Source organism: Streptomyces sp. NPDC048291, from assembly GCF_043201715.1.
Lineage (GTDB): Bacteria > Actinomycetota > Actinomycetes > Streptomycetales > Streptomycetaceae > Streptomyces.
This window is the reverse complement of the sequence record NZ_JBICZC010000007.1, coordinates 499,694-512,692: the sequence shown is the minus strand read 5'-3', so window position 1 is coordinate 512,692 and position 12,999 is coordinate 499,694. Positions and strand designations below refer to the sequence as shown.

The following is a 12,999-nucleotide window of genomic DNA, read 5'->3' as shown; positions in this document are numbered from 1 at the left end:
GCGACGGCCGCCACGAGCGATCCCGGCCGATGCCTTCCCTCATCCGAGACTTCACCGCGCTTCCCAGGGAGCAACTCCGTATGCAGCACCCCAACCACCGAATACGGCTGGTCCGCTGGGCCCGCCGAGCGGCAGCCGCCTGCGCCGTGACCCTCCTGACCACGACCGCCGCGACCGCAGCACCTACTGAGGCGCACACACCGCGACCCTCGACGACCGCAGGGTTCGTCAAAGCCTCGTCCGTTCCCAAGTCCCAGCTGAAGAAGCTGAGCCACCCGGTGCCCTTCGCCACCTACGAGCGCTCGCACGGCAAGCGGGCGCGGCTCGGGCACACAGCGAGGCGCGCACCCGCCGACGATCAGTCCGACCTGCGCCAGCAGTGCGAGCAGCATGCGGCGGCCGCGAAGACCCAGGCCGGCTGGATCAAGAGCCGCTTCGAGAGCTGTCAGAAGAGGCCGTACGACCTGATCCTGCGCGACAAGAACGGCACCGAGGCCATCGGCCGTCTCTGGTTCGACATGTGGACCCTGGGCTTCGCCTACGACGGAAGCCGCAGGGTTGACTACCTGGCCAGCGTCGAGAACATCCGCGTGCAGACCGCGGGTACCGAGGACGCCACCAAGTGGAGCGTCGGGCAGTTCTTCCGGGACGATGTCAACGCAAGCGCAAGCGACCCCAACCCGCAGATCACCGCTCCCAGCACCGTCCAGCGCGACGAACTCCTCGGCGTCTGGAACGACAAGCCCACCTGGACGCTCACGTACACCTCCCCCGACCTGGGTGCCCAGTTCGACTCCGGTAACCAGCAGAAGGTCGCGGGAACGGTCTCCATGGACCTCGGCGTCTCGTCGCCCAGTGTCTCCCCGTACAGCGAGGTCGACGCCTTCCACTCCGGCGTGCGCTTCGACTACGCCGGACCAGTGGCAGGCAAGCACCTGGGTACCGTCTTCACCGGAGCCCGCGTGGAACTCGTGATGAGCCGCAAGGACTCCGCCGTCAAGGAGAGCGCCCTGCACATCTACGACGCCCTGAAGCACCCGGAGCGCACCTTCCCGTCCTTCGCGGGCAAGACCATCCCCGGGGAGAAGGAACCCCTGCACCGGCTGATCGACAAGGACAAGCAGAAGGCGAACCGCAAGAAGTCCATCGCGGAATGTAACAAGGTGTGGGGCGACTACTCCGGGTCGGGCTTGGAGTGCGACGAGTACCCGTTCGCCAGTACGAGAGAAGGATCGACCAAGGGTGACAACCGGTACTCCGTCCGCCTGATCACGGGCACGGACAACAACGCCGGCGGCAACATGATCCTGGCGATGTACAGCGCCAACCGAGTCCTGGACGGCGACCCCTTCTACGTGAAGATCACTGACTGACAGAGAGGCACCCCATGGCACTCCTCGCCGAGTACAGCGTCACCGCAAGCCCCGACCGGCGAGTCGTCGAGGTCTACGACGCCGACGCCTACCTCGGTGACCAGGCAGCCATGGCAGCCGCGGAGGTACAGGTGGTAGCCGGCAACGGCTACCACCTGTACCTGCTCAGCCGCCAGCCCGACATCGACGTAAAGGTCACCGTCCGCATCTGGGACACACCCCCCGAGCCCCCCGCCGACGCCGAAGGCCACACCCCGGTCAGCATCGAGTCCGAGACCGGCACCCTCGTCGTCAACCAGCTGACTCTGGGCCCGGCTGGCCAGATGACCCTGCCCCGCCCGGGGGTGTACGAAGGCTACGCGTGGTGGGCCGGACGCGAGGCGGCGTCCGCCTACTACGACGAGATCCTCAAGAGCATCACCGGTGACTGGACCGGGGAGCAGATCCAGCACGCCTGGGACCAGTGCCCCGCTGACGAACGCTACGTCCTTGACCTGGCCTTCACCCGGGAGTCCGAACCGGACGACGAGGACGACGACTGACAGCTCTCGCTCGCCGTAGACCAGGAATCTTCGCGGAGAGACGCGCATGCCAGCAGGGCCCGCTGCTCCACAGCTCCCCGTTGGCGGAACCCTGCCGTCAAAACCCCGGCTTCATGTTGGTGGCAGACACTGCCCTCCCCTCGGGTCCCGTTGGTCGCCGAAGGCGATCCCGTTCGCGGCAATCGTCTCCCTGTCCGCTGGATCGTTCGGAAAGGATCAGCCGCCGGTTCAACCCCGAATCGTGCGCCCCAAGGCCGTCCGCGGGTCCCGCTCAGGACGGTCCAGGGGCATCAGCAGTGAAGGGCGGGTTCCGGCTTCGCTCCCTTCACCAGCGACTTCACCAGCGTGAACAACTTGCCGGTCTGGGGGGCGTGCTCCAGTCGGGTGTCGACCGGAGCGACGGCCACACGGTACGCCGCGAGCTGCGCCGCACTGGCTTGCCCCACGACCAGCCCTCCTCCGCAGAGTTGGGTGAGCTCATCCGCATCCTCTGCCTGCAGTTCCGACATCGTGTCTTCGAAGGCGGCGGACGCGGCCTGGATGAGCGCCTGGCGTTGTTCGGGACTCACGCGCTTCAGCGCGGTGTCACTGATGAAGGGGACGACCATGCGGGGCCACAGCACCAGATTCCCTGTGAGGTACTTCTTGGAGGAGGCGTAGCCCTCGTGGTTGAAGGAGGCGATCGAGGACTCGATGCCGTCCATGTCGCTGACCGACCCGGACAGCGGATACCAGCGGGTGCGTGCGCCCAGAGCGTGGAAGGTGTCGTCTGCCAGCTTCGACTGTGCCACGCCGACGAGCCGCCCGTGCAGACCGGTGGGGGTCGGGGCTGAGCGACCCGCGGTGAACAGGTAGCGAAACTGGCCCGGGAGCAGGCCGAGGCCAGTGACCCCCGGGACGCTCAGTGCGGTGCCCAGCCGCTTGTAGAGGGGGCTCTTGAACAGCCGTTCCTGCGCTGCGTAACTGGTGATCAGCTCTGGCGCGCTGAGCATCCGCACGGGGCCGGGGAAGGCCCGCGTGCCTGCCACCCCCAGATCCGCTTTGCCCGCCTGGACGTCCGCGATCGTGCCGTCCTCGTAGGCGAGCTGGCCCGTCCGCCACTTGAGCTTGGCGTCGATCTGCAGGGACCCCCCGGTCGCCTCTGCGACCTGTTGGATGAACCTCTCCACCGAAGACGTGGTGCCGTAGGGCACGGCCATCGTCAGATGGACCACCTTTGGGGACGCTCCCGCCGAGTCAGATGTGGACTGCTGCGCCTTCGGGGCGCCCGACGTGCAAGCAGCGAGCGCTAGCAGCAGCGCCGAGACTCCCAGGATCCTTCTCACCTTGACACCTCCTTGCGCCCTCGGGCGCTCCCTCGTTCACAGTGCGGTCACCGCGTCCGGTGCAGGCTCGCCCGTACGCGCCGTGCCGGGCACTCCGACAGTCCCTGAAGCGCCAAGTCGTGCAGCAGGAGCGCGTCGTCCACCGCCACAAGGATCGGCACTCATCGGAATTTGACGGTCCGGAGCATGCCTTCGAACCGTGTGACGGCGGCCGTAGCATCCTGGACCTGAGTGAGATCTATCGAGGTCCATGCCACCAGTGGCCTGCTGGGAGCGTCGATGACGACCACTCGAAGTTCGTAGTCGGGCTGGAGGCCGAAGCAGTCCTTGTCGGGATCCGCTTCGGCGGTCGGGCAGCCGAGCGATCCGTCCATCGGTTCATTGGTGGTGCCGGTCAGCAGTGTGGCGGCGCGACCACCGACGGTCGTGGGCTTCTCGTCCTGCCAGTTCGCGTGATATCCGGCCTGCTCATGAAGGAATGCCACGTAGCCCTTGTAGGTGGCAGGCGGCTTTTCGGGGCTACCACTGCCCCCTGGCCGGTACACGACCGCGGGCAGCAGGAACCGGACCTTGTTGCTCGACTTCACCCACGTCAGGAAGGTGCTCGTGTCCGATGCCGGCAGCGCTCCCAGTGAGGCGGGGACGGTGATCGTGAGCGGCGTCGCGAAGGACCGGCTGGTGTACGTGCGCGATACTGCTGTCGAATGTGAGGGCTTGGCGGCTCGTCCTGCGCCGCCACCGCAGGCCGCCGCAGCGAGTAGAGCGCACGCGCCCACAGTGGAAACCACCAATTGACGAGCGCGCGTACGCCTCATCCGGCCACCCCCAAGGACGTGAAGTACAACTTTGGGGTCGCTGCATCGGCCGCGGCAAGAGCGAAGACGGGTAGACCGATCGGCACGGTCGCGGTGCTTCGCGGGTGGTCACCCAAACGTCGTGTCCCAGATACGCATGGACGGTGCGTGCGCTCGTCAGCCAGGGCTTCGCCCCCTGTGACCGTTAACCGCGATCAAGCCGTCCCGCCCAGCAACTATGCTTGACACATCAAGTCAGTTTTATGTAATCGAGCGGTCCCGGAGGGCGTTGTGGCGAAGAAGCGGTTCCCCTATCTCCTGGGGCACGGCGAGATCGCGTCCCTCTACGGCGTGGAACGGCAGACCTCGCAGCTGTGGAAGACCCGCGGAGTGCTGGGCGAGCCGGACGCGGTGATCTCCGGGAACCCGTACTGGCTGCTGCCGACCGTGCTCGGTCTCGCCGAGGACGGATCACGGGAGTACCTGCCGGAGCGGCTGAAGGAGTACAAGGCCGGCATCGACGGCGGGTACGAGGTCAGCGACGCGTCGGAGCTGCCGCACATCGTCGGCCTGAAGGAGATCCCCTGGATCTTCGGCAAGAAGTACATGGACATCTACCAGTGGCGGGTCCGCAGGAGTTTCGCGCCCGAGGACGCGATGGTCTCCGGCTCACCGCTGTGGCTGCTGGAAACCGTGCTGGAGGACGCCGAGCGCCGTGGCCGGGTGACTGTCCAGGACGGCATCGACCGGATTCGGGCGGGCGAGCGCGAACAGATCAAGCCCCGAGGCCGGAAGCCCGCAGCCGAGCCGAGGCCGACTCCGCCGCCGCTGCCGGAAACCAGGACCTTCCGACCGGGTGAGCACTCGGCGGAGGAGGTCGCGGCGTTCGCGGCCGAGCTGTTGGGAGCCGGCTTCTCGCTCTCGGTACGGCCGAAGCGGTAGCGGAGTTCGCGACGCGACCGAGCACGGCCGTCAACCGAGCCCTATCCCCACCGGAGGGTGTCAATCCACGCTCGACACGCTTAGGGTGTGCGTCAACATGTGTGGAGACGGAGCATGAAGCTTCGAGGGCTGGAGGGCGCACCAGGAACAAGCCCCGTGCGACCGTGAACGCGCGCCTGCCCACCGAGCGACATTCACAGCACCGCACTCCATTTCCAGCAGCAGCGCAGCCACCGCTCCGGCGTGCGCCCGACATCTAAGCGAAACTTGACGCAAGGGATCAAGTGAAATAGATTTATATCACTCTCCAACTAGCCGTGACATGTGTTGCAACAGTTGAGAGATTCTTGAAGTTTCCGATCACCTGGAGGGAACGTGGCCGACACTCCGGTCACCTGGCTCGCGATCCGCGAGGACCAGAAGGCGTTCGAGGACCAGCAGTTACGCGCGCTCCGCGCGGCCTTCCCGGACCTGGCGGAGGCCAGTCCGGCGCAGCTGGGGATCTTCTTCCACTACTGCAAGGCGTCCGGGCTGGACCCGTTCGGCCGGCAGATCTACATGATCAAGCGCAAGTCGCGCAGCGAGATCCGCTGGACCATCCAGACCGGGATCGACGGCTACCGGCTCATCGCGCGCCGGGCCGCCGACCGGGCCGGACAGTCCATCGCCTACGAGGACTTCGTCTGGTACGACGCCGAGGGCGGCGAGCACACGGTGTGGCTGCGCGAGGAGCCCCCGGCGGCGTGCCGGCTCGTCGTCTGGCGCGGCGGCTCCCGCTTCCCCGCCGTCGCCCACTGGCGCGAGTACGCGCCGAAGGTGTGGGACTACGAGGCTCAGGAGTACAAGCTCGGCGGGCTGTGGCCGCAGATGCCCGCCAGCCAGCTGAGCAAGGTCGCAGAGGCGCTCGCCCTGCGCCGGGCCTGCCCCGCGGACCTGTCCGGCCTGCACGTCGACGAGGAGATGCACGCGGCCGACGCGGCGGAGTCCCGCGAGCGCGTCCAGGCCGCCGCCGCGCGACTGGGGAACGGCGGGAAGGCCCAGCACGCTGACGAGTTCCGGCGGGACGGGGAAGCCTCCTCGTCCGGCGACGTGGTCGAGGGGGAGGTCCTCGAAACCGGCAGCGGCAAGGAGGCACCTGGCGCCAAGTCAGCACAGGACAGCGAGAGGCCGCCGCCAGCCGATCCACGCGCCGAACTGGACCAGGCACGCGGGGAGGTCCAGCAACTGGCCAGCAGCCTGGACATGGGCTTCGACACCGTCAACGAGCGGTCCTTCGAGGACTTCGGGGTCTCTTTCCAGGACGCCAGCACCGATCAACTGCGCGCCCTCCTCAACACGCTGCGGCCGGACGGCGGCGGCGAGACCGCGTCCGACAGCCCCGCCGATCCCGACTCGACGGCCGGCACCCCACCCACGCGCAGACGCGCCTCAGCCAAGAAGGCAACGCCCCGCAAGGCCACGGCGAAGAAGACCGCCACGCGGAAGAGCACCGCGGAGAAGCCGACGGCCCGGACCCGGAAGTCCTCCCGGAGCGGGACCACCACCGACTCAGCCCAGTAGCCCCGCCTGCCCGTCAGGCGCCAGGACAGTCCAGCCAACAGAGTGCGAGATCACCATGCCCACCGACGACAGCATCGCCGGACAAGCCACCGTCCCGGTCCCAGACCTGTGGAAGGGTGCCCACCGCGACGACCGCGCCAGACCCCGCTCCCGCCAGCGCCTCCTTGGCCCCTCCTCGATCGGCCTGTGCAGACGCCGCGCCGCCTACGAAATCCACGGCACGTGGCCGACGGACCTCGCCGACAACATGCACGCCGCGATCCTCGGCACCTGGTTACACGAGGGGATCCTGCGCGTGCTGCGGGAACAGTACGGCGCCCACACCGAGCTGGAGCTCACCAACGGTGTGATCCTCGGCCACGCGGACGCCTACTGGGCTCCGAACGACCCCCGTCGGCGGACCCCAGGGGCCCAGGCCGTCGACACGGGCGTCGTGGAGGACGTGAAGACCAAAAGCACCCGTGCCCTCGACGTCGTCGTACGCCAGGGCCCCAGCCGGGCCGAGTGGTTCCAGGTCCACCTCTACGCGTACCTTCTCCGCACCGGTGGTCTCAAGGACCACCCCCACCTCCCCGCGGGTGAGCCGCTGCCGGTCGACGTCGTACGGCTGCGCTACGTCGGCCGTGAGTACGGACAGGTCGTCGTCCACCAACGCCCGTACGACGAGGACGTCACGGCGCAGGCCCTCGCATGGGCCGAGGACGTCCTGGACAGCCCCGAGCCGGAGGCCATGCCACGCGACCTCGACGGCCCGGGCCTGTCGATCATCTGCGACAACTGCCCCTTCAGAACGGCCTGTTGGAATCTCGACCAGCTCGCCGACGACCGGGCCCCGCAGACGATCCTCGTCGAGGACACGGCAGCCGTTACCGAGGCCCTGCGCGCCTACGCCGACGCCGCCGAGGTGGAGAGCGCCGCGAAGAAGCGCAAGGCCAAGGCCCGCAAGATGCTGGACGCGGCGGACGCAGGTACGTACGGCGCCTTCAAGCTGTCCTGGTCCGGCGGCCACCCACGTCCTCCCGAGCCCGACCCCGAGGCGATGATCCGCATCATCGAGGGCCTCGGCGTCGACCTTCCCATGCGGCCCGGCGGGCGGACGTCGCGCACCATCAGCGTCTCCCGAGTTCCCGAGGCCGACTGACCCGGACGTCCTGACCACGACCACAGGTCGCGGTCATCCCACCGCCGTACCGGCTGCTGGTGGCCCATCCACATCTGCTCACCGGACACACCCTGGAGGGGGAACCATGTCATCACCCACGCCCCGCGAACGGCTCGCGGGCAGCGAAGAGTCGCCCGACGCGGAGTTGCTCGGCGTCTGGGCACGCATCGAGCGGACGCTGCAGGAGATCGCGAGCTTCGAAACGAACGACGTCGACGTCATCGCTCTGCTGCTGCGCCTCACGGAGGTCCTGGAGGGGCCGGCGCCCCTCGCCGACCTGGCCGAACCGCCGTACCCGCTCACCGCCGACATCATCCGGCGGCTCCTGGCCGACGCGCTCACCGCGAGCTGGCCGCGCATGGCGCACGACGGCCACGCCGACGACGTCGCCGATTCCCTCATGAGTGTCGTCCTGCCGATCGTCTCCCTGTCGCGGGACGTGTCGTTCGGCTGGCGCGGCAAGGCTGTTCGGGCGCTCGACGAACGTGACCGGGCACGCGCGACCGCGGTCGCCCTGGAGCAGCTGGCCGCCGAAGCCGCCCGTCTCCTGCGTGTAGGGCTGCCAGGGCAGGCCCTCGCTGTCCTGGAGAGCGACGGCCTGCCTCTCGGCCCCTGTGCTGCCCCAGGGCCCGTCGACGACACAGCGCCGTCTGCCCGCCCCCTCAAAGACCCTGGGGCACACAACGGCGCCCCCCGGTACGTCGACACGCCGGGCGAGGGTGTGTGGCTCCCGGAGCGCATGTTCGTCGTGACCGCCACCCGGCGTTACTTCGACGGTGACTTCCCGGTCCTCGATCTGCATGGTGCCTATCCGCTGGTGGAGGACGCCAACGGCCGTGCCCGTGACCTCGTGCTCGAGCTGTCGCCCGCCGACCCCGCCATAACGACCAACCCCGTCGACGGCTCGGTCGCGCTCACCGTCCCGCCGAACGGCTCGTTCACCGGGCTCATCGAAGTGGTCGAGTTGAAGGTCGACCCGTACCCGTCGGAGTCGACCCGGATCGTTCAGTACAAGCCCACACGCGAGGACACGTACGCCCCGGACGGCGGCCACGGCCTCGGCGGCGAGGAATGAGGGGACCGTGCGCCCCGCCTTCACGCCCCGGCCGCGCACCGCGGCGTCCGCGTTCGTACTCAGCGGCACCGATCCCATCCGCGGGCCCAGACCCCGCGTCCACGTCAGCACCACCGCCACAGGCGTCCCCGGGGTCGACTTCCTCGCGGTCGAGCGGGTCGTCAACGGAGATCTCCCGCTGCCCGACCTCAACGAGGCCGAGCAGGAACTCGCCGCACGTCTCATGACCCGCGAGGGCCTGGGCGCGGAGGAGATCGCCGAGCGCCTCCGTGTGGAGCCCCGCACCGTCACCCGCTGGCGGGCGGCCTGGAAGAAGGAAGAAGGGGAAGGCAGTTGAGCATCGAGGCCATAGCGTGGGCCTTCCGGCAGGACATCCCGAAGCCGGGCGCGAAGCTGGTGCTGCTGGCCCTGTGCGACTTCGCCGACGAGCAGTGGTCCTGCTTCCCCGGGCAGGCCACTCTTGCGCAGAAAACGAGCCAGGGGGAGCGCACGGTCCGTCGGCACCTGGACTGGCTGGAGGCTGAGGGGTTCATCGTCTCGCACGCCCGCTTCTCGGACGGGCGACGCACCAGCAACCGCTACACGATCCACGCCCCTCGCCCGCAGGCGCCACCACTGTCGGGTTCGTCGGCGTCCGGTTCCGAGGCTCCCGCCCGGGAGGCGAGGAAGGGCGGGCAGAAGCGCGTCGGCAGACGGACAAAGCAGGCGGCCAAAACGGCCACCGGTCAGACTGGCCAGCGGCCAGGTGCGACAGAGGAACCGGCCAAACTGGCCGGGGAACCGTCAGAGAACCACCAGAGAGACCCCCTGCCCCCGGCGGATGGTGACGACCGCCGCGGGGCTGGCGGCTGTGCGGCGCATCCGGATTCCCCCGCCGCCAACTGCCGCGGCTGTGGCACGAGTCCGCGCGCCCTTCGCGACGCCGCTACGGCTCGGGAGAAGCGCGAGAAGGACGAGCGCGCCCGCAGCCGGGACCGCCGCTGGTTCCGGGAAGACCAGGCGCGGCGCGCCCGCGCCGCGGAGCTCGAAGCCCAGGGCGCCCTCGAGGGGCCTCGCCAGGCGGCGCGCGAGGCGCTCAGACGCGGTCGCCCCCGAGGTGACAGACCGACTAGATAAATGAAACTTGACGACAATTGATCAAGATTGATAAAATGTTATCAACATTATCAATCAATTTCCATGCACCCCGAAGGGCTTGATCATGTTCCGACATCTCACCCCCGACGAACAGCAGGCACTCACCGCCAGACTCGCCACTCATGGCGTCACGCCTGAGCAGTTCGAGCAGGCCAAAGAGCAGGCGCGCGTGACCGGCGAAGCCCTGGCCCGCACCTACGGCGACGCAATCGGCCGCCCGGTGACCCCCTTGCAGTTCGTCACCGACGTCCTCGGCATCGAGGGCGCCGGCCGACTCCTCGTCTGCGCCCTCCGCGAGACGACCGGCCGGCCGGACCTGTATGGCGACCTCTGAACAGGAAGGGCGGTTTCACACGCATCTGACATGTGTGGTGACAGACAACTGCCGCCAGCCGAGATCTGCAGGCCCCGACCAGAGTGCGAGGAAACCGATGAGCATCCCCCTGTCCGACATCGCCGCGATAGTGGCTGCCGCCCGCCTCCTGGGCCCGCCCACCGTCCGTGCCGACCCGGACGGCAGGCCCGTGCGCGCCCTGACGCTGCGCGGCCTACGCCCCGGCGAGCTGTACGACTTCACGCTCGACGACGGCCACCGCCGCTGGCACCTGGAGTCCGTCAGCCACGAGAGCGGCATCGACATGCACGGCCGCACGCTCGGCAAACGCCTGTCGGCTCGGCTCGACGTCCTGCACGGCACCGCGGCCGAGCACTTCGACCAGCGGCCCCCGACCCTCCCGTAACGCCCCCACCAGCCCGCGGCCCGGGAGCACCGGAGCCCGGCATCCACGAAGGAGAGAGCGAAGTGGACCAGCCCACCCGCGAGCGCTTACTGCACGCCGAAGCCGCCAGACACGGCATCGCCCCGGACGTGATCGACCGCGCGGTCGGCGTCATCGCCGCCGTCCAGCGTCGCGACCGCGCCGACTTCCGGGAGAACTTCGGCGGTGAGCTGACGCCCGACCGGTGGCTCGCCGCGCACGGGGTCTCCGGCTTCAAGGAACTGTGCGCGTACGCGGCCCGCAAGGCCGGCCTCGCCGACGACGGCGGCCTGATCATGCGCATCGTCTCCGCCGTCGCGCTGCAGCCCGAGCAGCGCGCCGACGATCGCCCCGTCCAGTTCTGGGCCCGCCCCCTCACCGACCCGGCCGAGGCGGCCTTCCCCGCGTACCGCGTCACCTACGAGGACCCGCAGGACGGCATCAGCCCTGGCTTCGACTGGTCCGGAGCCCTCCTGCGCCGCACCCTGCGCGAGGCCACCGCACGCGGCCGGGGCGCGGTGAGCCTCGAGGAGGCCACCGGGGTCGTCGCCTTCACCGAGGGCCACCTGAGCGGCGCCTACGTCGCACGCCCCGCCCCGGGCCACACCCAGCCCACCTGTACCCGCTGCGGTCAGTGGGAGAAGGAACACACGCTGCACGAACGCTTCGGCTCCTGCCCGGAGTTCATCGCTCCGGCCGTTCACCTCACTCCGGTTCCTGTGCCGTAGCGACTGCTCCGCCCGGGGCCGCGCGCCGGTGCGAGCAGCCCGGCCCCGGGCGGGCCCCTGCACTCCCCTCATACGCAAAGGAGTCAGTCCAGTCATGTCCCGAACACCCTGGCGCGTTGGCGGCGCCCAGCGGCAAGGCCGCCGCGAGGTTCAGGCGGACGCCTTCGCCGTCGCCGTCGACCAGGCCACCGGTCGTATCGCAGTCGCCGTCACCGACGGAATCGGAGACACCACGGCGGCGGCCGACGCGGCCGGTCTGGCCGCGGAGGGTGCGGTCGGCGCCGCGCTCGGCGCCACGCCCGAGACCGGCTGTATCAGCGCGCGTGACCAGCTCGCCGCCAGCGGCATCGCCGCGGACGCGTCGATCGTCACCGCGCTGTTCGATCCCGCCCACAGCCGTGTCCGGCTCACCTGGGCGGGGCTGTGCCGCGTCTACGTCCTCACCTCCGAGGGACAGCTCCAGCGCGCCACATACGACCACTCGCTCGGCGAGCGCATCCGCCGCCACACCGCTCAGCACGGCCCGTTGCCGCTCTACGACCGCAAGGTGACACGCACCGTCGCACGCCACGAGTTCGTGGCCACGTCCCTGCCCGTGCACGGCACCACCGCGGTCCTTCTGTGCACCGACGGCGTCAGCCAAGGCGTCGACGAGCGGACGATCACCGCCGCGCTCCTCCGCGACGACCCGGACGAAGCCGCCGAACTCCTCGCCGGAACGGCCGGCATCAACGGCCCGGACAACGCGACCGCCATCGTCGTGCGCCGCGCGCACTGACCATCCCAACCAACTCTCTCAGGAGCCAACACCCATGCAGGAACGGGAACTTCGCCCGACTCAGATCCCCCTGAAGGACCTCGCGAGCGCCTACCTCCAGGCCGGCGAGACCCTCTACCTCGCCATTCACGACGACATCACCGCCCGCGTACGCCTGGCCCACCCGGATGCCGAGCACCTGGAGGTCAGCGTCGATGCCGACGGCCACGTCCGCCTGCACGGCATCTGGAGTGCCCTGGGCTCCGCGATCGACAACCACCGCCTCCTCTACGACGCCCAGAACGACCCGAAGCAGAGCTGGCGCGACGGACCGCTGGACATCGACGAACTCCTCAGCGACCTCGAACGCGTTCTGAGCGGTGCCTTCCTCTACCGCTGGGGTCTCCTCGAACCGCACCCCGTCCACGAGCACCGCGACCGCCGTTGGCTCACCCTCCCGCCCGCTGACCGCGCCGCCGCCGTCGCCGCGATCGTGCGTCGCCACGTGCCCGACGCCGAATCGCTGGTCTGCCGCTTCGAGGCAGACCACCGAGGCGTCGCCGTCGGCTTCGAGCAGATCACGCTCGCGGGCGGCGAGACCGTCGACATCCCGTGCCCCCGCTGCTCGCCGGAGTCCGACGACAACCTCTGGCCGCACGACATCTCCCACGAACTGGCCCGCCTCCTCGCCCACCTCTACGCCCTGCCCCACCTGCGCAGCCGCCACCTGAGCCCGTGCATGGCCGTCGCCTCCGCGCACGAGGGACAGCTGTGGCAGCTGGTCTTCCCGTACCGCGAGCACCCCTCCGCCGTAACCGTCCACCGCTGACCTCAGCACCCCGGAAG

At 69.3% G+C, this 12,999-nt stretch carries 15 protein-coding genes; 13 read left to right on the top strand and 2 right to left on the bottom strand.

Annotated elements, in window-relative coordinates:
* Window positions 1-80: 80 nt before the first annotated feature.
* Window positions 81-1,373 carry a NucA/NucB deoxyribonuclease domain-containing protein gene (locus tag ACGF5O_RS21840; protein ID WP_393811506.1) on the top strand — a complete coding sequence of 431 codons (1,293 nt, stop codon included), beginning with the start codon at window positions 81-83 and terminating at the stop codon, window positions 1,371-1,373.
* 14 nt (window positions 1,374-1,387) lie between these two features.
* Window positions 1,388-1,915, top strand: a complete 528-nt coding sequence (locus ACGF5O_RS21835) for a hypothetical protein (protein WP_393811505.1) — start codon at window positions 1,388-1,390, stop codon at window positions 1,913-1,915.
* 290 nt (window positions 1,916-2,205) lie between these two features.
* Here ACGF5O_RS21835 and ACGF5O_RS21830 read toward each other — a convergent pair whose 3' ends face one another.
* Window positions 2,206-3,114, bottom strand: a complete 909-nt coding sequence (locus ACGF5O_RS21830) for a TRAP transporter substrate-binding protein (RefSeq protein ID WP_393811504.1) — start codon at window positions 3,112-3,114, stop codon at window positions 2,206-2,208.
* Between the two features lie 287 nt (window positions 3,115-3,401).
* On the bottom strand, window positions 3,402-3,827 hold the full coding sequence (locus ACGF5O_RS21825; protein ID WP_393811503.1) for a hypothetical protein: 426 nt from the start codon (window positions 3,825-3,827) through the stop codon (window positions 3,402-3,404).
* Between the two features lie 498 nt (window positions 3,828-4,325).
* Between ACGF5O_RS21825 and ACGF5O_RS21820 the strand changes: the two genes are divergently transcribed.
* From ACGF5O_RS21820 to ACGF5O_RS21770, 11 genes are all read left to right on the top strand, one after another.
* On the top strand, window positions 4,326-4,976 hold the full coding sequence (locus tag ACGF5O_RS21820; RefSeq protein ID WP_393811502.1) for a hypothetical protein: 651 nt from the start codon (window positions 4,326-4,328) through the stop codon (window positions 4,974-4,976).
* A gap of 375 nt (window positions 4,977-5,351) precedes the next feature.
* Window positions 5,352-6,536 (top strand): recombinase RecT, encoded by a 1,185-nt coding sequence (locus tag ACGF5O_RS21815; RefSeq protein ID WP_393811501.1) that lies wholly within the window; start codon window positions 5,352-5,354, stop codon window positions 6,534-6,536.
* A 55-nt stretch (window positions 6,537-6,591) separates the two neighbouring features.
* A complete protein-coding gene (locus ACGF5O_RS21810; RefSeq protein ID WP_393811500.1) occupies window positions 6,592-7,677 on the top strand; it encodes a PD-(D/E)XK nuclease family protein in 1,086 nt (361 codons plus the stop codon).
* Between the two features lie 106 nt (window positions 7,678-7,783).
* Window positions 7,784-8,773, top strand: a complete 990-nt coding sequence (locus ACGF5O_RS21805) for a hypothetical protein (protein WP_393811499.1) — start codon at window positions 7,784-7,786, stop codon at window positions 8,771-8,773.
* 7 nt (window positions 8,774-8,780) lie between these two features.
* Complete coding sequence (locus tag ACGF5O_RS21800) at window positions 8,781-9,110, top strand: helix-turn-helix domain-containing protein (protein WP_393811498.1); 330 nt, start codon at window positions 8,781-8,783, stop codon at window positions 9,108-9,110.
* Window positions 9,107-9,889 carry a helix-turn-helix domain-containing protein gene (locus ACGF5O_RS21795; protein ID WP_393811497.1) on the top strand — a complete coding sequence of 261 codons (783 nt, stop codon included), beginning with the start codon at window positions 9,107-9,109 and terminating at the stop codon, window positions 9,887-9,889. Before ACGF5O_RS21800 ends, ACGF5O_RS21795 begins: the two co-directional genes overlap by 4 nt.
* 85 nt (window positions 9,890-9,974) lie before the next feature.
* The gene (locus ACGF5O_RS21790; protein ID WP_393811496.1) at window positions 9,975-10,244 is read left to right on the top strand and encodes a hypothetical protein; all 270 of its coding nucleotides are present in this window, start codon (window positions 9,975-9,977) and stop codon (window positions 10,242-10,244) included.
* A 97-nt stretch (window positions 10,245-10,341) separates the two neighbouring features.
* A complete protein-coding gene (locus ACGF5O_RS21785) occupies window positions 10,342-10,650 on the top strand; it encodes a hypothetical protein (protein ID WP_393811495.1) in 309 nt (102 codons plus the stop codon).
* Window positions 10,651-10,712: 62 nt separating this feature from the next.
* Window positions 10,713-11,396, top strand: a complete 684-nt coding sequence (locus ACGF5O_RS21780) for a hypothetical protein (RefSeq protein WP_393811494.1) — start codon at window positions 10,713-10,715, stop codon at window positions 11,394-11,396.
* A 94-nt stretch (window positions 11,397-11,490) separates the two neighbouring features.
* Window positions 11,491-12,174, top strand: a complete 684-nt coding sequence (locus tag ACGF5O_RS21775; protein ID WP_393811493.1) for a hypothetical protein — start codon at window positions 11,491-11,493, stop codon at window positions 12,172-12,174.
* Window positions 12,175-12,208: 34 nt separating this feature from the next.
* Window positions 12,209-12,982 (top strand): hypothetical protein, encoded by a 774-nt coding sequence (locus ACGF5O_RS21770; protein WP_393811492.1) that lies wholly within the window; start codon window positions 12,209-12,211, stop codon window positions 12,980-12,982.
* The last annotated feature ends 17 nt before the right edge of the window (window positions 12,983-12,999 follow it).

What these genes read in the sequence shown, in the direction of transcription:
- ACGF5O_RS21775 (WP_393811493.1), top strand. Translation starts at nt 11,491, where the DNA reads ATGTCCCGAACACCCTGGCGCGTTGGCGGCGCCCAGCGGCAAGGCCGC.
- ACGF5O_RS21790 (WP_393811496.1), top strand. Translation starts at nt 9,975, where the DNA reads ATGTTCCGACATCTCACCCCCGACGAACAGCAGGCACTCACCGCCAGA.
- ACGF5O_RS21835 (WP_393811505.1), top strand. Translation starts at nt 1,388, where the DNA reads ATGGCACTCCTCGCCGAGTACAGCGTCACCGCAAGCCCCGACCGGCGA.
- ACGF5O_RS21830 (WP_393811504.1), bottom strand. Translation starts at nt 3,114, where the DNA reads ATGGCCGTGCCCTACGGCACCACGTCTTCGGTGGAGAGGTTCATCCAA.
- ACGF5O_RS21840 (WP_393811506.1), top strand. Translation starts at nt 81, where the DNA reads ATGCAGCACCCCAACCACCGAATACGGCTGGTCCGCTGGGCCCGCCGA.
- ACGF5O_RS21770 (WP_393811492.1), top strand. Translation starts at nt 12,209, where the DNA reads ATGCAGGAACGGGAACTTCGCCCGACTCAGATCCCCCTGAAGGACCTC.
- ACGF5O_RS21810 (WP_393811500.1), top strand. Translation starts at nt 6,592, where the DNA reads ATGCCCACCGACGACAGCATCGCCGGACAAGCCACCGTCCCGGTCCCA.
- ACGF5O_RS21785 (WP_393811495.1), top strand. Translation starts at nt 10,342, where the DNA reads ATGAGCATCCCCCTGTCCGACATCGCCGCGATAGTGGCTGCCGCCCGC.
- ACGF5O_RS21805 (WP_393811499.1), top strand. Translation starts at nt 7,784, where the DNA reads ATGTCATCACCCACGCCCCGCGAACGGCTCGCGGGCAGCGAAGAGTCG.